Source organism: Lactobacillus sp. ESL0679, assembly GCF_029433515.1.
Taxonomy (GTDB): Bacteria; Bacillota; Bacilli; order Lactobacillales; family Lactobacillaceae; genus Lactobacillus.
Genome location: NZ_JAQTIG010000001.1, coordinates 274,697 through 293,237 on the forward strand (window position 1 = coordinate 274,697; position 18,541 = coordinate 293,237).

General features: G+C 36.0%; 19 protein-coding genes and 1 pseudogene. 2 read left to right on the top strand and 18 right to left on the bottom strand.

The window, feature by feature from the left end; all coding sequences use genetic code 11:
* Positions 1-89 precede the first annotated feature (89 nt).
* From PT287_RS01445 to PT287_RS01485, 9 genes are all read right to left on the bottom strand, one after another.
* The gene (locus PT287_RS01445; RefSeq protein ID WP_277132023.1) at positions 90-1,520 is read right to left on the bottom strand and encodes an MFS transporter; all 1,431 of its coding nucleotides are present in this window, start codon (positions 1,518-1,520) and stop codon (positions 90-92) included.
* Between the two features lie 133 nt (positions 1,521-1,653).
* Positions 1,654-2,070, bottom strand: a complete 417-nt coding sequence (locus tag PT287_RS01450) for an SRPBCC family protein (protein WP_277132024.1) — start codon at positions 2,068-2,070, stop codon at positions 1,654-1,656.
* Between the two features lie 72 nt (positions 2,071-2,142).
* Entirely contained in the window at positions 2,143-2,970 is an 828-nt protein-coding gene (locus PT287_RS01455; protein WP_277132026.1) for a helix-turn-helix transcriptional regulator, read from the bottom strand.
* Between the two features lie 22 nt (positions 2,971-2,992).
* Positions 2,993-3,181 carry a hypothetical protein gene (locus PT287_RS01460; RefSeq protein ID WP_277132027.1) on the bottom strand — a complete coding sequence of 63 codons (189 nt, stop codon included), beginning with the start codon at positions 3,179-3,181 and terminating at the stop codon, positions 2,993-2,995.
* Positions 3,182-3,271: 90 nt separating this feature from the next.
* Positions 3,272-5,392, bottom strand: coding sequence for a PTS sugar transporter subunit IIA (locus PT287_RS01465; RefSeq protein WP_348635264.1), 2,121 nt, complete (start codon positions 5,390-5,392; stop codon positions 3,272-3,274).
* Between the two features lie 48 nt (positions 5,393-5,440).
* Positions 5,441-5,734, bottom strand: a complete 294-nt coding sequence (locus PT287_RS01470) for a PTS sugar transporter subunit IIB (RefSeq protein WP_277132029.1) — start codon at positions 5,732-5,734, stop codon at positions 5,441-5,443.
* A 25-nt stretch (positions 5,735-5,759) separates the two neighbouring features.
* Positions 5,760-7,157, bottom strand: a complete 1,398-nt coding sequence (locus tag PT287_RS01475) for a PTS transporter subunit IIC (RefSeq protein ID WP_277132030.1) — start codon at positions 7,155-7,157, stop codon at positions 5,760-5,762.
* A 26-nt stretch (positions 7,158-7,183) separates the two neighbouring features.
* Entirely contained in the window at positions 7,184-7,636 is a 453-nt protein-coding gene (locus PT287_RS01480; RefSeq protein WP_277132031.1) for a PTS sugar transporter subunit IIA, read from the bottom strand.
* A 109-nt stretch (positions 7,637-7,745) separates the two neighbouring features.
* Positions 7,746-8,474 (bottom strand): L-ribulose-5-phosphate 4-epimerase, encoded by a 729-nt coding sequence (locus PT287_RS01485; protein WP_277132032.1) that lies wholly within the window; start codon positions 8,472-8,474, stop codon positions 7,746-7,748.
* Positions 8,475-8,691: 217 nt separating this feature from the next.
* Here PT287_RS01485 and hflX point away from each other — a divergent pair, with 217 nt between their 5' ends.
* Positions 8,692-9,975, top strand: coding sequence for a GTPase HflX (hflX, locus tag PT287_RS01490; RefSeq protein ID WP_277132033.1), 1,284 nt, complete (start codon positions 8,692-8,694; stop codon positions 9,973-9,975).
* A gap of 68 nt (positions 9,976-10,043) precedes the next feature.
* On the opposite strand, the gene PT287_RS01495 is transcribed toward hflX, so the two are convergent.
* From PT287_RS01495 to PT287_RS01510, 4 genes are all read right to left on the bottom strand, one after another.
* Positions 10,044-10,892: a C40 family peptidase gene (locus PT287_RS01495; RefSeq protein ID WP_277132034.1), complete on the bottom strand. Its 849-nt coding sequence runs from the start codon at positions 10,890-10,892 to the stop codon at positions 10,044-10,046.
* 156 nt (positions 10,893-11,048) lie between these two features.
* A complete protein-coding gene (locus tag PT287_RS01500; RefSeq protein ID WP_277132035.1) occupies positions 11,049-11,762 on the bottom strand; it encodes a C40 family peptidase in 714 nt (237 codons plus the stop codon).
* A gap of 213 nt (positions 11,763-11,975) precedes the next feature.
* On the bottom strand, positions 11,976-12,461 hold the full coding sequence (locus tag PT287_RS01505) for a C40 family peptidase (RefSeq protein ID WP_277132454.1): 486 nt from the start codon (positions 12,459-12,461) through the stop codon (positions 11,976-11,978).
* A 178-nt stretch (positions 12,462-12,639) separates the two neighbouring features.
* Positions 12,640-13,179, bottom strand: a complete 540-nt coding sequence (locus PT287_RS01510) for an AAA family ATPase (protein WP_277132036.1) — start codon at positions 13,177-13,179, stop codon at positions 12,640-12,642.
* Positions 13,180-13,269: 90 nt separating this feature from the next.
* Between PT287_RS01510 and PT287_RS01515 the strand changes: the two genes are divergently transcribed.
* Positions 13,270-13,584: a DUF2187 domain-containing protein gene (locus PT287_RS01515; protein WP_277132037.1), complete on the top strand. Its 315-nt coding sequence runs from the start codon at positions 13,270-13,272 to the stop codon at positions 13,582-13,584.
* A gap of 34 nt (positions 13,585-13,618) precedes the next feature.
* Here the strand turns inward: PT287_RS01515 and PT287_RS01520 are convergent.
* The 5 genes and pseudogenes from PT287_RS01520 to PT287_RS01540 all read right to left on the bottom strand — a co-directional run.
* Positions 13,619-14,118, bottom strand: a pseudogene (locus PT287_RS01520) (transposase); the annotation flags it as partial.
* Positions 14,119-14,341: 223 nt separating this feature from the next.
* The gene (locus PT287_RS01525; protein ID WP_277132038.1) at positions 14,342-14,590 is read right to left on the bottom strand and encodes an acyl carrier protein; all 249 of its coding nucleotides are present in this window, start codon (positions 14,588-14,590) and stop codon (positions 14,342-14,344) included.
* A gap of 211 nt (positions 14,591-14,801) precedes the next feature.
* A complete protein-coding gene (locus PT287_RS01530; protein ID WP_277132039.1) occupies positions 14,802-17,054 on the bottom strand; it encodes an ABC transporter permease in 2,253 nt (750 codons plus the stop codon).
* A complete protein-coding gene (locus PT287_RS01535) occupies positions 17,051-17,740 on the bottom strand; it encodes an ABC transporter ATP-binding protein (protein ID WP_277132040.1) in 690 nt (229 codons plus the stop codon). The genes PT287_RS01530 and PT287_RS01535 overlap by 4 nt, the downstream gene beginning before the upstream one ends.
* A 16-nt stretch (positions 17,741-17,756) precedes the next feature.
* Positions 17,757-18,539 (bottom strand): AAA family ATPase, encoded by a 783-nt coding sequence (locus tag PT287_RS01540; RefSeq protein ID WP_277132041.1) that lies wholly within the window; start codon positions 18,537-18,539, stop codon positions 17,757-17,759.
* Positions 18,540-18,541: the final 2 nt, after the last annotated feature.

Below are 18,541 nucleotides of genomic sequence, written 5' to 3' on the forward strand. Positions count from 1 at the left end.
CAATAACATCCTCATATATTTATTCCCTTCAATAATTAAACTTTTATTTTTAAGTTTAACATATAAAGCCATATTTCTGCCGTTTTATATTAATCTTTTTTGAGTAATCGCCAGCCACTTAAAATAACCGTAATTAAACAAATAATAATAGAAATTAAAAAGACAACGTGCATCCCATAAATAAAAATCTCTGGCTGCTTAGGTAAGTAACCTGTTACTCGCGAGCCTTTCTTCACACTCATCGCCGCAAACAAAATAGTCGTAGCACTAGAAATTCCAATTACCATTCCCAAGTTACGAGAAAGTGAGTTAATACTGCCAGCAACACCTAAGTCTTTTTGCTCAACAGAACTCATAACCAGCGAGTTATTCGGTGAACTAAAAATTCCGCTGCCAAGACCCATGATGGCAATGCTAACAATAAAAAGCCAAAGCGGTGACGTTAAATTGCACAGATAGTAACCGATTTGACTTACCAGTAGCAGTAATAAACCGATAAAAGTAATTAACTTCGGACTGATTTTATCAGAAATCGTCCCTGCAACTGGCGCCGCAAACAATTGCACAAGCGGTAAAATCATTAAAATGTAGCCGGTTTGACTTGGCGCTAAATGCCGTGCATTTTCCAAATAAAATGGCGTCACCACATTAAAGAAGAAATTAGTAATAAAAATCAGCAACGCACATAACAAACTAACCGAAAAGTCTGGATTTTTAAACAAACTAAACTGCAATAATGGATTAACCGCGCGATTTTCTGTATAAACAAACCAGCAAAAGCTAAGTATCCCGACGATTAACATCACTAAAACCGGCGCTGCAGTGAAGCCAAGCTGCTGTCCCAGAAAAATTCCGCCAAACAAAGTCACCATCCCTAAAGCAAAAGCAAATGAACCTGTCTTATCAAGCGGTGCCTTAGTAAAAGTAATATCTTTAGGCAAATAGATGGCACCAATAATAGCGGCGATCAGACCAACTGGAACATTTAGCCAAAAAATATATGACCATGATAAATGAGATAAAATTACTCCACCAAGACCAGGTCCAGCAATTGAACCCAAGGCTACAAAAGAGCCAATCGTTCCCAAAGCCTTTCCTCGCTCAGAATGTGGGAAAATTTCTGTGATAATCCCATTATTGGTCGCCATTGTCATGGCTGCCCCAAATGCCTGCACTGCTCGCGCAATTAGTAAAAAGAGTAAATTGACTTTAAAACCAGACATTAACGAGCCAGCGATGAAAAACACCGCCCCTAATCTAAAAATCTTAATTTTACCCTGCAAGTCACTCAACTTACCAAAGAAAAGAATAAAGCTGCAGACAACAATTAGATAAAGAGAAACAACCCATTCTGATTGGCTCATTGAAATGTGCAAATCATTGCTAATTACGGGCAGCGCAATATTAACGATCGTCCCATCCAAAGTTGACATAAAGGTAAACAGTCCTACTGCTACTAAAATCAACCAGCGATTCTTTTGCACCTGATTATCAGTCTGGTAACTTAAATTTTGTGCCATTTATTCCAAGTCCTTTCATGTATTCTCAATTTAGTTAGGTACCTTATGAAGATAAATTATACACTTTATTTGGTCTTTGCCAAGTACAAAATAAAAGCAGTTACTCAATAATGAATAACTGCTTTTTGATCATTTAACTTTGCGCTTCTAAAACCTGCGCAAGATTATTTAAATTAAGATTAAATGCATGCTTAGCAATTGGCTTTAATAATTTTAATGGTAATTTTCCTGCAACTTGATCGGCTAAATAAAGGCTTTCTGCAATTAATGTCTTACCACTCTGTTTACTAAATTGAAATTCAACTCGATATGCAATCTTACCTTGGGTACTAACATAAGTCACCTGATCATTATCGCTAATTATCTTTATTTGCTCGCGTTTATTAGGGGCTTCAGTTGTCCGCTCAATCACAAATTGGTCACTTGATTGCTCCGTAATCCTAATTTCTGGTACCCACTTTAATATTGACTGTGGTTGTAATAAAAACCGTTGTACCTGTTCCTGAGTTTGATTAACTAACCTAACATTTGTAAAAATTTTCTGTTCCATCTTAGAACCTCCTTGAATTTATAGTCCTAGTTTATGAAAAAAGAAAATTTAAAGATAATCAGAATACTGATATTAAATCTGATCAAAGATTTTTTCAGTAAATAATTCACTTAAAAAGCGACTTTTGTGCTCATTTTCTAATGCCTGATCTTCCTGACCAGTCTTCTGTGCAATCTTAGCAAGTAAAAAGTAGCAATTAGCCAACATGTAATGTGAATTATGCTCGGTAATGTACGTAACTCCTTGATCCAGCCAATCTACTGCCGCACGAATTTTACCAGCTTGATAATTAATTAAAGCTGCCAGATAAAACAGCACATTAAGATTTTCAGAATAATTAATTTGGTTAATGTCGGCCAAAGCCTTAGCTAGTAGTTGCTCCGACTCTTTCTTTTGACCTTGTTCCAAATTAACCAAACTTAACGAAATTAACGTCAATCGCATTAATACCGAAGTTAAAGATTTTGTTTCGTTACAAGCTAAGGCAAGCTTGAGATTTTGCTTTGCTGCAGTTAAATTATGATCGATTTGAAAATCAGTTATTGCCAAATAATAGTAATATGCTTGTTCTTCTGCAGCTGTTTGCAGTTGATTAATTGTCGACTTTTTTAAAAGAAAACCGCGAAGTTGCTCATAATCATGTAGATTGCACAACTTGTCCAATTTTGCGTTAAGCGAGGGCTGGCTACTAATCGCAAAATTACTCGCCAAGCTAATTGTGTTTAGTTCTATTCCCAATCGCTGGCAAAGCTCAATTAGCAGCTTAGCATTAGGAACATACTTACCATTTTCAATTGCCGATAGCATTGATTGCGCGCAAATATTCTCCGCTGTTTCTTTTTGTGTCATCTTCTTTGCTTGCCGCGCCATTTTTAGCGCTTGCCCTAATTGATTAGCCATCTTGTTACCCTATCTACTCTATCTATTTAACAATTAAATTTCCTAAAAACAATATCCCTGCTACCCAAAGTACTCCTGAATTAACCCCAGAAACCGCCGTATTATTAAGTTCAAGATTCTGGTGTAACTTTTTTAGTGTTGCGTTTAATCGCGGCTCTTTCAATCCTTCTTTGCGCGCAACGATACTGTCGCTGATCAATAAGAGTTTCATTTGTAATTCCTCTATTTTAAATATTGAATATATTTTACAGCAAGTAAGCTAAAATACGCATACTTTAAAGCATACGTATTCTTTCAATATTTAGTTAAATGATAGTAAGAACTTGCGCACCTCCTGTGAAGTCTTAGCTTTTAGCAATTTGTTGACGTTCTTTTCACTTCTGATAATATCAACTAACTGCTCTAGTGCTCGTTCATGTTCTCGCTGCACGCCAGGCGATAAAACAAACATGCAAATTATAGTGACTTTTTGACCATGAGCCTGAATTACAAGTGGATGATCTAATAAAACTAGGGATAAGCCAACTGCTTTACTACTACTGCTTGGAGCAGCATGAGCCAAAAAGATATTGCTACTGATTAACATATACGGGCCATACTTATTAATTAGGTCACTAATTTTTTGGAAATATAACTGGTCAACTACTCCATCTTGTTCAAGTAAATCACAACCAACCTGTAAAACTTGCTGCCAAGACAAATTATCTCTATTATGGATAAATTTTATTCGCTTCGCTGGTAACAAATTGCCTAAATTAGGTAAGTCGCTATGGCTACTCTTATTATTTTCAGGGAAAATGAATTTATCTAGACTTAATCTTAAGCCACTTTCATCTTTAACATCCGCATATTCATTAATAATTGATACTAAATTATCGACTGCACTCGCATTATGTTCAATCTTACGAGGAACTTTCTCACGCAAAAAGCTTTCAATAATGCTCTGATCATGCTTAGTCAAAACTGCTTTGACATTAACAATTGGTATCGGATAAGCAACTGCATTAAGTGGCGCAGTGCTGACAATTAACCGTGCCTGATATGTGTTGGCAAAAATTTGCTCTAAATCGCGAATTTCAAGTGGTGGTGAAAATTTAATTAACGGGTACAGGCGACTAAGTTCATGATAGAGCATAGCCGAAGTCCCGATGCCGCTTGAACATACAACTAGTACTTCTGCTAAAGATGCCCGCTTGAGCTTATCTCCATTTGAAAAATCTTGATAACCTTTGCTACTAATTGAACCAAAATATAAACAAATTAATGCTACTTCTTCAGTTGGCAATTTCTTTTGTAGATATTGTTCAAGTGGCGCACATGCAACCGCCGTGAATTTAATCAGCTCTGGATATTGCCGCTTAATTTCATCAACCTCATTTGAAGAAAAGGGAATCCCAAACTTGACCCTAAAAAAGGTGGCATAGAGATGATTACACAACACTTTAGTAAACAACTTATACGAAATTTGTTGTTCTGTTAGCTGTTCATAACGAAAAATTATTTCTTGTGCAATATTGGCAAGATCACGATATAAACTTGGTTTTACACAAGTAACTTCAGTTGCCTGTGAACAAAGTATTATTTTACTAAGAAAAGTGACTTCACCCTTTAAACAGTCCTGATTAGTTAATTTTAAAAGTAGATCTGAACATGTAGTCAGCACACCTTTAGTATTGGCAGCAATCCATGAATAATAATCATCATTATCTTGAAGATGGTGGTGATGACTAATGCGCCACTTACTAAACATTAGCCAATAAGTTAATTGCTGAATAGAATTTTCGGAGAAACTCATCTGCAGCTTTTGTTGCGCCTGAACAACCAACTTTCTTGTCGCCGTTACTGAATAATTCAACTTTTTAATAAAGTTAAACGCCAATTTATTATGATGAAGTAGTAACTCATAAACAGTCAATCTAATAGCGACTTCACTACTGACAATTTGATGGCCAGTTCGCGAGCTAGCAATTGTTAATAACGGAAAACGAGACTTAATTAGTTTAAAATCCTTGATAATCGTATTGCGTGAACAAGCAAACTGATCAGCTAATTCGTTAATTGAAACGTTTTTGCCACTACCGATTAAATAAAGAACAATAATCGTTTGCCGGTCTTGCGCACTAACAACTGTCCTTGCCGCCTTAGGCACAACTTGCAATCTATTATCATGCCTGATTATTGCCTTTTTGGTTTGATCGGTCATTTTATAGCCATAGCGTGGGATATTAACAATTTCTGCTAAATTATTTTTTTGTAATTCCTGATTGATTGAACTTAGCCAGTTAAAAGCTGTTCTACGTGAAATATTAAAAGTTTCCATTATTTCTTTCAAACTAATAAAATCAGGTGCTTTTGCCAAATACTCTAATAATTTGTTAGCATTTGTTAATTTAACAGAACCATTCCTCGTCACACCAATCACCCTTCAATTACAGCGATATTCTCTTTAGCCAAAATATCCTTTACAGGCTTAATTAAGATCCAACTTATCAATAATTTCGTCAATTACAGCATCAACGCCAATATTAGTTAATAATGGTAAACCATTGATTACTGGAATCTTAATTGCATCATTATCATATTGTGTCGTTGTGATTACCAAGTCGTAATCATTTGCGAGTGATTCAACCTGAGCAACTGAAGATTGGCCCAAAGTATATTTATCACTATCAATTCCACGATTAGTTAGTTCTTCTTGCAACTTGTTCATTGCACTAGTACTAGTAACTACTCCTGCACCACAGGCAACCAAAATCTTTTTCATAATATATTCTCCTTTAAATTAAAGTTTATTTTTTACTTTTACTTGCTGCTAATTGACCTTCTTCGGCAACAATTTTCTTTCTATTCCACCAACATAAGCCAACAATCAAAATAATTCCAATTACATAAGCAGCAATCTTAAATGGAGCTACTTGAACAATTAACCAAGGATATGGGTTAGAACCATAGTCAATACTTGAAATCATCGATGAGCCCTTTGGCAAAGCAAAGTGAGCGGCTCTAGCACATTTAGTAACTAATGGTGCTAAATTAGTCCCAATCCATAAACCGATAACAACGTTGACTGCACCAATAATAAATGATCTAAAGAAATCTCCGTGAGTTATTGAAACAATTAATGGGAACATGAAGACAAAGCCAACCAAACCAATAGTTGGTAAGAATTGGTTACCTGGCAAAATAAAGGCAAACAGTAAAGCTACTGGAATCATTAAGGTAGCACAAGCTAATACTACAGGGCTACCAATACCAACAGCAGTATCCATCCCAATGTAAATCTTTCTCTTACCAGAGAACTTCTTCTGTGTAAATGCTTGAATGGCATTTGAAACAGGAACAACACCTTGTAAAAGCAGCGCTGCCATCTTAGGGGTGATAATCATCACAGCTGACAAAGTAACACCCATTAACATAATCTTACCTAACTTAGTTGCAACCGTCATGCCTGGAATGAAGCCATAAGCTAAGATACCAATAATAATCCCAATGGCAAATCCCAACAATGTTGGTTCACCCCATGAACCGAACTTCTTATTGAAGTCCTTAGCATCCATGTGAATCTTGTTAATGCCTGGAATTTTATCAATAATCCAGTTAAAGACAATGGCAATTGGAACAAATGAACCTGCATATCCATGAGGAATTGAAATTCCCGGCAAGCCCAAGTATTTTTCAGATAACGGCGCTGTTCTATCAGCAGTTACCATGATCACAATCATGTTGACACTAGCTAAGAATAAACTCAAAACAATATCCTTAGTCAGAGCATAAACAAGTGAACCACTGAAGGCGAAGTGCCAAAAGTCCCAAATATCAACATCAATTGTTGAAGTAGTCTTGGTTACTAGCATTAAGATGTTAATTGCAATTCCCAATGGAATCATACTTACACCAACTGCAGTACCATAAGCAATTGCGGAAGCTGACGGCCAGCCAACATCAATAACTTGTAAGTTCAGGTGCATAACTTGAATCATGTTCTTAATAGCTGGATTCATTACATCAGTTAAAATTGAAACAGTGGCATTTAACCCAATAAAACCAATACCAACCATTAAACCGCCACGCAGTGCCTTAGTAAAAGGTACACGCACGCACAGGCCAAAGATTAGCATGATAATTGGAATTAGCACAGTTGGTCCTAAGCCAACAATATACATGATGAAATCAATAATCGGTTTCATAAATAATTCCTCCCAAATAATATTTATTAAATATGCTTAATCACAGCATCATAGAGCTGCTTGCTATCAGTAATTTTTTGTAAGCGAGTCAATAACTCTTGATTCTGAAATAAAGCCATTAATTTTTGTAACATTTCCACTTGACCATGTGGATCCTTCAAAGCTAACATAACGACAATTTGAACTTCTAACAGTTGGTCAGTTACAGCCATGTTATGAAATTCAACCGGATGAGCTAATGTCGCAAAAGTTATTGCAGCTTCATTAACATACTGGACATCGGTGTGCGGAATTGCCACCGCGATTTTTCCACTAGGTAACCCTGTTGGATGAATTTGCTCACGCTCTTTTACAGCCTGTTCAAAAGTATCTTTTACTTTACCGTTATCTTTAAGCTGAGTTGCTAAATAGTGAATAACTTCATCAGCAGAATTAGCCTTAACTTGTGCAAAAACCAGCTTTGGACTTAATAACTCCATTTATTCACCTCCCATTTGTCTTCTTACACCAAATATTTAACCATTTATAAAAGCGCTTTATAAGTAACGCCAAGCAACCAATTTTAGTGCAACTAATTGACTAGCAAAACTAGGACCGTTTTGCATGCGTCATTGACTGTGCATTATCTTGACCGTAATAAGCATTCTTACCGTGCTTGCGATAATAGTGTTTATCCAGTAAATATTGTGGTAACTCACTATTAGCTCTAGTTAATTGCAACGTGTGATAGTCTTCTTCAGCTACAACTTCCAAGACCTTTGCGTTGTAAACCGCCTTTTGAGGTGTTGTTCCCCAACAAAACGGTCCGTGCTGACTAACAAGTGATCCCGGAGTTGCTTCGTAATCTAAATTGCGTTCTTTAAACGTCCGGACAATTACCTTGCCAGTGTTGCCCTCGTAGTCTTCTTCAATCTCTTTTTGAGTTAAAGCATCAGCTGCAGGAATTGCATTGTAAAATGTATCGGCATGAGTTGTATTCATCGCTGGAATATCCATTTTGGCAGCCGCAAACGATACAGCCCAAGGCGAATGAGTATGAACAATCCCACCAATTTTAGAAAACGCATTATACAAAACCGTATGTGTTGGTGTATCACTAGAAGGATTCAACTTGCCCTCTACTACTTCACCCTTAAGATTAACTACGACCATATCTTCTGGCTTCAATTGCTCATACGCTACACCAGAAGGCTTAATAACAAATAAGCCGCTGTCACGATCAATTCCCGAAACATTCCCCCAAGTAAACGTTACTAGGTCAAGCTTGGGTAATTGCATATTGGCTTCATAGACTTCTTTTTTCAGCTTCTCTAACATGAGTGCTCCTTTCTAAGTAATCGCTTCCTTAATCATTCAAACATGAAGTACCCTATTCGATAAGTCACACCAATTAATTATTTTTGGTGCAACTAATTGACTAAACCAGCTTAAACTAGCAAAAGTCTAAATTAACTTCTTTCGCAGGAAGCAATTTTTGTACTACAATTAAACTAATTACTTACCATTAAAATGATTACATTAGAAAGAACAGCAAATGATCGATAACACACCCAAAAAAATCAAGGCCTACCTTGCAGGCGTCAATTTAAATGATCCTAACTTCGACTACTACATGACTGAACTAGCCAATTTAACCGCAGCTAATAATATGGAAGTCGTTGGCCAATCACATCAAAACGCCGTCCAAGTTGTTGCCGGAACCTACTTTGGCCTTGGCAAAATCAACGAAATTAAAGATATGGCTCGCGGTCTAAAAGCAAAAGTATTAATTATTAATGACGAACTATCACCAGTACAAATTCGTAATTTAGAAAAATTAACCAAATTACGAGTAATTGACCGAACAGAATTAATTCTCGAAATTTTTGCTAGTCGTGCCCGCTCTAAACAAGCCAAATTACAGGTGCAATTAGCACGACTGCAATACGAATTGCCCCGATTGCACCCTTCAGAAAATAGCCTTGACCAGCAGCGCGGTAATGGTGGCTCAACTGGCGGTGGCTTTGCCAATCGTGGTGCAGGTGAGTCCAAGTTAGAAATGAACCGCAGAACAATTGGCAAGCAAATTTCTGCGATTAAAAAAGAGCTGAAGGCTATCGTTGGACAAGAAGAAATCAAGGCCAAGCGCCGCAATCAAAATCATATCCCCAAGGTTGCTCTGGTGGGCTACACCAACGCGGGCAAGTCAACAACAATGAATGGCTTATTGCAAGAGTTCAGCACTGAAAACAGTAACAAGCAGGTTTTTGTCAAAAATATGCTGTTTGCGACGCTGGATACTAGTGTTCGCCGAATTGAACTGGGGAACAATTTTAGCTTCATCTTATCTGATACCGTTGGTTTTATTTCTAAGTTGCCTCACAACTTGGTGGAATCATTCAAGGCAACTTTACAAGAAGCAAAAGATGCTGACCTGCTGATTAATGTTGTTGACGCTGCTGACCCGAACATGATTCAAATGATTCGCACCACGCAAAATGTACTAGCAGAAATTGGCATCAAAGACATCCCAATGATTACTGCCTATAACAAGGCGGACAAGACCGAGCGTAATTACCCTCAGATTGAAGGCAGCGACATTTTATATGCAGCAACTGACCCAGCCTCAATTAAAATGCTGGCGCAACTGATTACTAAGCGTATCTTTGCCAACTATGAACAACTGAATCTATTGCTCCCTTTAACTGATGGCAAAGAATTAGCCTACTTGCACGAACATGCTCAAGTAATGGACGAGCAATATCAATCTGATGGCATTCACGTTTGCGTTCGCCTAGCTCCAGAAAAGCAGGCTCAATTTCAGAAATATATTATTTAAATAATTACACATAAAAAACAGTTAGGTGATTTTTACATCATCTAACTGTTTTTTAATTAAATATTCTATTATAAAACTCGTTTAGCCACACACGGGTAAAAGTATGAGCTAAGAGTTTGTAAAACTACGCCCTGCTCAGGAGTTGCGGCACTAACATATTGATTATCACCAACATAAATTGCCACGTGGTAAGGTGCGTCCGTCGACCCCCAAAAGAGCAAATCGCCCGGCTGCAATTGACTCATATCAACTGTCGTGCCCACCTTAACCTGATCCGTTGTAACTCGTGGCAGACTAACGCCGCCAACTTGATTGTAAATATACTGCACTAAGCCAGAGCAATCAAAGCTGTCGGGACCATCGCCACCCCAAACATAACTTTTACCAACTTGACTTTCAGCTAAATTGACGACTGCCTTAGCTCGCTGACTAACATTACCGCCGACCACTGTATTGGCAACTGTCGTCACGGTATTATTAGCAGGCTTACTCTCAACCGGTTTACTAACCGCTGGTGTTGGTGCTTTAGCTGGTTTAGTCTTCTTCGGCTTTTTGACTGGAACCTGTACTTGTGGTTTAGAAGTTGCTGCAGCTGCAGCGTTAGCCGTTACTTCTACGGTATAGCGCGCTTCGATCCACTCATCAACGCCAACTTTATACCATAATTTACCTTTTTTATCGACCGCGGTGTCAGCAACGTTCCACTTGCTGGCATTTTTTGCACGAAAATTAATGAGTTGACCGCCCTCATAATTCGTCCATATTTTAATACTCTTACCGGGTAAATAATTAATCTGAACCTGTTTAATTGGTTCCTTTAATGTTGCCGCGTTAACTGCCTTTTGCGGAGCAATAGTAGCAATTCCTGTTAAGGTTAAAGCCGCCGCTAGCCCCATTTTCAAAAAATTACGTTTCATTAACATTGGCTCTCCTTTTTTGGTAGCGAAAAGTGACTATAATTCGACCTATAACTTTATTTTAATCGACTGGAATTTTTAATCAAGTCATGGCATTTAAGAATACAAAAAAGCACCTAGAAAGAATTTTCTAAATGCCTCATTTTATTTTAGCTTTTAATTAAGAACCCGCTTAGCAACTGATGGATAGAAGTATGAACTAAGAGTTGCTTTAATAACACCCTGCTCTGGTGTTGCCGCATGAATGAACTGATTATTACCAACATAAATTCCTACATGGTATGGTGCATCAGCTGAACCCCAAAAAAGCAAATCGCCAGGCTTCAAATCTTGCATTGAAACTTCCTTACCTTGCTTAACTTGAGTATAAGTTGTGCGCGTTAAATCCTTGCCAATAGCTTGATTGTAAACATACTGAACTAAGCCAGAGCAATCAAAACCACTTGGACTGGTGCCACCCCAAACATAAGCCTTACCAACTTCTGCCTTAGCTAATTTAACAACTTTCTTAGCTTGCTTAGTAGAAGTTGTAACGTGCTTAGCAGCTACACTGCCTTTTACCGTGTATTTTGCTTGAATCCATTGATCAGGACCAATTTCATACCAAACATTGCCTTTAGCATCTGTTTCACTGTCAATTACATTGACAACAGTGCCATGTTGAACTCTTTGACCAGTGAAAGTTGGATTTTCGTAACTATTCCAGATATTAACTCCATATCCTGGAATATAATTAACCGTAACTTTATTAGTCGCAGCTGCAACATTTGATGTCATCGAATTTGCATTACCAGCATTGACAACCGCAATGCCAGTAATAGCAAGAGCTGCAGCTGTAGTGAATTTAGCTATATTACTCTTAATTTTCAAAATCAAATTCTCCCATTTACACTAAATCGTTGAAGACCAATCAACCATTATCGTTATACTTCTATCATTACATTGTAAATTTTACTCGTGCTATGTTACATAAATGTTACAAAACAGATACCAGTATGTAAAAAAGCCCTTTCAGAAAATATTTTTTCCGAAAAAGCTCAGTAAAATTTAATTGTTATGTTAAAAAGACATTACAGCTTTAACTTAATTAAGAACTCGTTTAGCTGCTGATGGATAGAAGTAGGTACTAATCGTTTGTTCGATAACGCCTTGATCGGGAGTTGCTGCATGGACAAATTTATTATTGCCGACGCAAATCCCAACGTGATATGGCGCAGAAGGTGAACCCCAGAAAAGCAAATCGCCCTTCTTGAGTTTATTTAAAGAAACATTCTTGCCCAATGTAACTTGTGAGTAAGTCGTTCTTGGCAAAGTTACTTTACCAGCCTTATGAAAAACATATTGAACCAAGCCGGAGCAATCAAACGAGTAAGGACCAGTAGCACCATAAACGTAACTCTTACCAACCTGCTTTTTAGCAAGCTTAACAATTGCGTTGCGCTTTTTAGTAACTGCACTGGCACTAACAACTTCACTTGTGCTAGCGACTGCAGAAACAGCAGTACTACTGCCAACAAAGAATAATGATATAACCGTAATTAATTTGATTAAACTATGTTTATGTCCCAAAACTTTCGCTTCTTCCAACTTGATAATCTTTTTTATTTTGAAAGTTTCTCCATTACTTTCAACCTACGAGTTATATCTTACTCATTAAATGTTACACGTTTATGTCAAACAAGCTACAAAATCATGAGAATTCAATTATAGCTTGTTTTTAACCGCCAAAAAGGAAACGTCAGACACGTTAAAGACCAGTAATTATCGTCTTTAGCAGCTTTTTAGTCAGCGACCAATCATTGTTAACTAAAATGTGCGCATCGCTCGTCAACTCATTTGGCAGCTGGTTTAATTCATCCCCACTCATTCGTTCTTGAATTTTAACTGGATCATCTCCGCGCTCAAGCAGTCTTGTTCGTAATTGCTGCTTCGTGCTAGTCGTCACATACAAGAAATAAACCTGCGCTTTTAACTGTTCAAGATATGATACCGCTCCTTGAATATCAACAATTAACGACACAACATCACTCTTTTGCCATGCAGCATCTAGGGCTTCCCTACTTGAGCCATATTGATACGAGCCATATTTAACATGCTCAAAAAAGTGTAATTTACTAAAAGATGTATCATCTTCAAAATGATAAGCCTGATGCTGCTTTTCCTCTGCCCGCATTGGTCTTGTCGTGTGCGTCACTACTCGCGGAATATTGAATTTTGTAGTTAGATATTCCGAAATTGTTGTCTTACCTGCACCACTGGGACCAGCAATTAATATTAATTTTCGCAAAATCTAGACTCCCTTTACTTGAAAACAATTGACTTTTATAATAATATCTTTCTATTATAATGAAACATGGGAAAGAGAGGAAGACACATTTTGAAAAAAGCAGACGTAAAATTAGGTGACATTGTCAGCGCAAAATCAGAGGAAGAGCTTACTAAGCCATTTATCGGCAAGATTGAAAAAATCTACGAAAATTCTGCTATGTTAAAAATTATTGACTTCGACAAAGCTGATAAAACTGCTATTAGCGACTTAAACAACAAGCTTGTTGTCAACTTTAAGAACTTAAAAGCTGCTCCAAAGCGTAAGGTTAAGGAAATTCAATCTTTAGCTGACAGTGATGTCAAGATTGAAAAAATCGCTAAGGCCGAGTTAGATGACCAAGAAGACGACGAAAAAACAAAATAAAAATATTTTTTGCTTAAAAGTGTCTGGGAAAAAACTAGCTTCTTAGACAAAAAATATAGACCAAGTATTCCCTTTTGGAAAACCTTGATCTATTTTTTTGCCTTTTTAGTCCTAAAAGTCCTATTTTGGACCATCTTCTGCTCCAATATTTACTTAAGTTCATCATCATGAACACCAAACCAACATCAGTCTCAACTTTTTTCTTACCGCGTAAATGAGTTCTGCGTTTAGCAAATGCAAATACGCTCTTCATGTGTCCAAAGACTGGTTCGACATCTGTTTTTGCCGACCGCTCTTAGTTTTAGCTAGTTCAGTTAATTCAGCTGTTAATTGAAACTCATCTGCTTCATAGATTTTAAGATCAGATACTAAGCCAGTACTCTTATTTTTACATTTACCGTATCTTTTAAAGTTGGAGCACACGCCTTGTCAGTCAATGTAATAATTCTTGTCTTCATACTCATTTTCAAGTAGCTAATAATTGTATTCACTGCCATAACCAGCATCGGTGACAATATTCTTGAATTTATCTAAAAGTATCATCATCTTTTAGTCTTTGAGGTTTTGTCGATTTAGCATTAGAGATTGTATAATCATAGAAGGCATGATTTATGCTTTGAACACCATTAAGCTCACCAATAGCGCTTAATTCAAAATGTTAGAAATAGCCTAAACTAGTTTAACAGCAAGCTATCTCTTATTGAAAGATAGAATACTTTAAGTCAAAACTTTTCATAAATAGTGTTAATTTCATGAATTAACCTACTTTCATAGCCAATTGTTTTTTAACAAAGTCAACCAAGTCTTGAACGGTTTCAATGCCTTCTTCATCTTCGATTTTTATGTCGAACTCATCTTCCAATTCATTGATTACTTCAAAAATATCCAAGCTATCAGCATCCAAATCATCTTTAATATTGGCTTGTAAAGTAACTGCTGCTTTATCTTCCCCAGTTTCGCTTGCTAGAACTTCTTTTACTTCGTTAAAAATTTCTTCGTCTGTCATGTTATAAACTCCTTTAAATCTGTTAAAAAATAAGCGCAACAATGGCAGTTTTCCAATGCCTAAAGTTAGATAAACAAACAATTACTAAAGTTATTCTTAAGCTTAATAAACATGCTAATTTAATACCTAACTGTAATCAATACTACATGACTGTTACTAGCGGAAAAATGATCAAAAACAGACCGAAGTGTTAAAACCTAAGATTTATATATTATTCAACACTCTTTAGTGAACTTACCATATTAATTCGCTTAATTCTATGACTAATAAATAGTGTTGTAGATAAGGATGCCAACCAAACAATAATCGTTGAAACAAGAATTGTTTTCCAATCAAAGTAACGTACATATTCCAAATTAATTGTTGAAAATGTATTAACATATTTACCTAAAAACCAAATTCCTGCTGGTATACCAATAATCCAACCCACAAAAGTAGTAATTATATTTTCAAAAATAGTTAATTTTCGAATTTCTTTTTGTGTTGTCCCTAAAACACGTAAAGTAGCGTAGTCACGTGTACGTTCAACAAAACTAAGAGACCCCAGATTATATAAAACAATGATTATCAATAAAATTCCAAAAACAATAATCAATATAAAAATGCTAATTAAATTTTCAACAAAATCTGTGGCATTTTTATGTTGATCTTTAATTGAAATAATTGAATTAATGTCTGACTTTTTATATTTATAATGCTTTGTTACCAGTAAAGTCGAAGGGTTAAAAGTACCACCGTATTTTGTCCATGTCTTTTTAGTGATATAGGCACCTTGGTTGGTTTCGCTTGTGATTATTCCCTTAATCTTAAATTTATGCGATTTATTATAAGCAAAAGTTCTTATTTTTACCTTATCACCAACTTTAAGATGGGCTTTTTTAGCAAAACCATTTGTTACATAAATGCCACCATTTTTAATCTTATTACCAGTAGTGGTGGTAGTATCTACCTCGCTGCCCGTTCCCAAGACCACTAAAGTACGATCATAACCATCATCAGGTGTAAAATGAGCTTGACTTAATTGAACCCATTGTTGTGCATGAGGATTAGCTTTTTTATATTTTGCAGAATCTTTTACTATTAAACGTCTATCATACGTAAAATCATGAGTGTAAGCTTTATCTACTAAATGATGCATTGATTGTGGCATTCCTAATCCGGCAATCATCAGCATCATTCCACCTGCTACACCAACAATTCCCATTAAAGTACGCACGCGATTAATAAAAATATCTCTTAATGCCCACTTACTTTCATAAGATAAATGCGACCACAGTAATCGCCAATGTTCAAGCAAAATTTTATGAGCAGAATTTTCTTCTTTTCCACGTAAAAACAAGGCAGGTAGTCCACTAGTAGCATTTCTAGCTGCTTCAAATGCAGCTAAAATACAAATTACAATTACACCAATAACTACTAAAACAGAACTATACGTAAAAGAAATTTTCCAATGCGGAATTGAAAACATCTGTTGCTGAGTTACCAATACAAACCACGAAATTGCTGGCGCAAAGAGAAACCCTGTTATCGTTCCCAGACCACCCACTAATAAGCCAAAACTAGCATAATGCAGTCTTACTTTAAGATTTGATAAGCCTAAAGCTTTAAAGGTTGCTATTATATCAGTTTGGTTTTTAATCAATCTTTGAATAGTGGTATACATTGCTAACGTTGCTAGTAAAATAAAGATAAAGGAAAATAAATATGATAAATTGCGAATCTGGCCCACTCGATCTAAAGCATTCGAAACATCAGGCAGTGTTTTTCTTGAATAAAAACCAATTAGTCGATCAGAAAAAATCCTTTCAATATTCCTACGCATGTTATTTTTATTACCTTTAATTTCCATAATGTTATATGGCGCATGGTAACTTAAATATTCGGTTAATGCCTTAGGCGATATATATGCATATCCATAATTTGAATAATTAGGTGCAATAAATTCTTGCGTTCCCGTAAAATAGATATGCTCAGGACTTTGAACTATTCCTTTAATCTTAAAATTTTTACTTTGATTATTTATTGTCAATCTCAGGTCATCATTTATTGCAAGATTATGATTTTGCGCATATTCCTTATTTATCCAAATCCCCCTTATACTTTGATTATCATATCTATTTCCCTTAACAATATAAAAATGAGACATCGGATGCTGATAAACATCAACAATTAACTGACGCCCAGATTGCTTTACCTGGAATCTCGTACCTCGTTCTACATTTGAAACTTTGGACAGAGATTTTACTTTTTCTAAATCTGGATTTGTAATGGTACTGCTTTGGACCCAATAATTAGGTAATGAAGCTTGATTAGTAAATTCATCTAAACTCTTTTGTAACCCGTGCCACGCTCCCTGAAGACCAACAAACACAATAACCGACAGCATAGCCATTAAAAAAACTGAAAAAAATTGTGTCCAGTTCTCTTTAATATCACGGAATAATTTTCTATTCAAATACTTCATTCCGATTCACCTACTAATACAGGATCCTGATGTCTTACCGACACAACCTTACCATCTTTAAGCTTAATAATTTGATTTCCGTACTGCTCAAATTGAGGATTGTGAGTAACCATTACCACAGCTGTATCAGAATTATTAGATATCTCTTGTAAAATATTAACTATTTTCATACTAGTTACAGAATCAAGTGCTCCAGTTGGCTCATCACACAATAGAAGCTGTGGCTTTTTAGCTAAAGCACGGGCAATTGAAACTCTTTGCATTTCCCCACCTGACATTTGATTAGGAAAATTATTAATTCTTGCTCTAAGTCCTACAGTTTCTAAATAACTGCTAGCAGCATCCTCATTGTTATTCAGCTGCGCTGCAATGGCAACATTTTCTAGTGCTGTTAACTTCGGAATCAAATTATAAAATTGAAAGACAAAGCCTACAACCTTACGCCTATAAATAGTTAAATCATGGTCACTAAATTCATTTACAAATTGAGTTTTAAATTTAATATTTCCTTTAGTTGGTCGGTCCATACCACCTAAAATATTCAATAATGTACTTTTACCTGATCCTGACGGTCCCAGTATTACCGTAAATTGGTGCTTATTAATTTTAAAGTTAACATCATCAAGAGCCTTTATGGTTTGATTACCAACATGGTATTCTTTACTAACATTGCTAAATTCAAGCATAAATATTCTCACCTTTCTAATATTTTGTCATTATTTTTATTTTCTCTTTCAAAGTTGGTTCGTGATATTGGTCTATTATATGTTGAGAGACCATTTCACGATTATTTATTATTTTCTCTTTTGCTAATTCAATTGCTTCATCCACTGGTATCACTTGTGAAAGACTAAAATGATCAATTATTGTTTTCAGTCTTTTTTCAATTGATCCTTTAACAATATATGGAGTTAATTTTATGTTATTAAAAGAACGCAAAATTTCTTGATCAGATAACTTTCGATATTTTTCTGAAACAGGTCTATGTCCATCTGGTGACATTGGAAATTCAATTGGTAAATGAATAACATCTGTATACCATTTTTTAGCATGCTCATTTACAACTACACCATAACTTTGTAAATACTTTTTCATAAACGGTTTTGATGTAATTCCAAGAATATTTTTTGCAATTCGATGCGGTAATGTGGAGCCAGGATTAATTCCAACCTTCATTCTCACTGTTCCATAGATCCATTCATTAAGAACAGAGCCATCAGAAATGAAGCTACTATTTTTGGACAAGAGCCGTTCTTCAGCTTTAATACGTTCCTCAAAACGCTTCAACCCTAAGGCCATCAATTCATCAGCTGTCATATCCTGAAACCGTCTTCCTGGATATAAATCTGTTAAAATTTCACGAGCTGAAAGCGAATTAACCATTGGTATTCCTGTTGCAATGGATAATGCAGTTGTTGTTGTTGTTTTGCCTGTGGAATAGGTGCCTGAAATAACTATTCGTCTACCTTTATCTTCTATTTTCATGT

Excerpts from the sequence above, each read along its gene's own strand:
- PT287_RS01530 (WP_277132039.1), bottom strand. The coding sequence starts at position 17,054 with ATGAAGTATTTGAATAGAAAATTATTCCGTGATATTAAAGAGAACTGG.
- PT287_RS01455 (WP_277132026.1), bottom strand. The coding sequence starts at position 2,970 with ATGGCTAATCAATTAGGGCAAGCGCTAAAAATGGCGCGGCAAGCAAAG.
- PT287_RS01495 (WP_277132034.1), bottom strand. The coding sequence starts at position 10,892 with ATGAAACGTAATTTTTTGAAAATGGGGCTAGCGGCGGCTTTAACCTTA.
- hflX (WP_277132033.1), top strand. The coding sequence starts at position 8,692 with ATGATCGATAACACACCCAAAAAAATCAAGGCCTACCTTGCAGGCGTC.
- PT287_RS01540 (WP_277132041.1), bottom strand. The coding sequence starts at position 18,539 with ATGAAAATAGAAGATAAAGGTAGACGAATAGTTATTTCAGGCACCTAT.
- PT287_RS01535 (WP_277132040.1), bottom strand. The coding sequence starts at position 17,740 with ATGCTTGAATTTAGCAATGTTAGTAAAGAATACCATGTTGGTAATCAA.
- PT287_RS01460 (WP_277132027.1), bottom strand. The coding sequence starts at position 3,181 with ATGAAACTCTTATTGATCAGCGACAGTATCGTTGCGCGCAAAGAAGGA.
- PT287_RS01450 (WP_277132024.1), bottom strand. The coding sequence starts at position 2,070 with ATGGAACAGAAAATTTTTACAAATGTTAGGTTAGTTAATCAAACTCAG.
- PT287_RS01480 (WP_277132031.1), bottom strand. The coding sequence starts at position 7,636 with ATGGAGTTATTAAGTCCAAAGCTGGTTTTTGCACAAGTTAAGGCTAAT.
- PT287_RS01525 (WP_277132038.1), bottom strand. The coding sequence starts at position 14,590 with ATGACAGACGAAGAAATTTTTAACGAAGTAAAAGAAGTTCTAGCAAGC.
- PT287_RS01470 (WP_277132029.1), bottom strand. The coding sequence starts at position 5,734 with ATGAAAAAGATTTTGGTTGCCTGTGGTGCAGGAGTAGTTACTAGTACT.
- PT287_RS01445 (WP_277132023.1), bottom strand. The coding sequence starts at position 1,520 with ATGGCACAAAATTTAAGTTACCAGACTGATAATCAGGTGCAAAAGAAT.
- PT287_RS01485 (WP_277132032.1), bottom strand. The coding sequence starts at position 8,474 with ATGTTAGAGAAGCTGAAAAAAGAAGTCTATGAAGCCAATATGCAATTA.
- PT287_RS01475 (WP_277132030.1), bottom strand. The coding sequence starts at position 7,157 with ATGAAACCGATTATTGATTTCATCATGTATATTGTTGGCTTAGGACCA.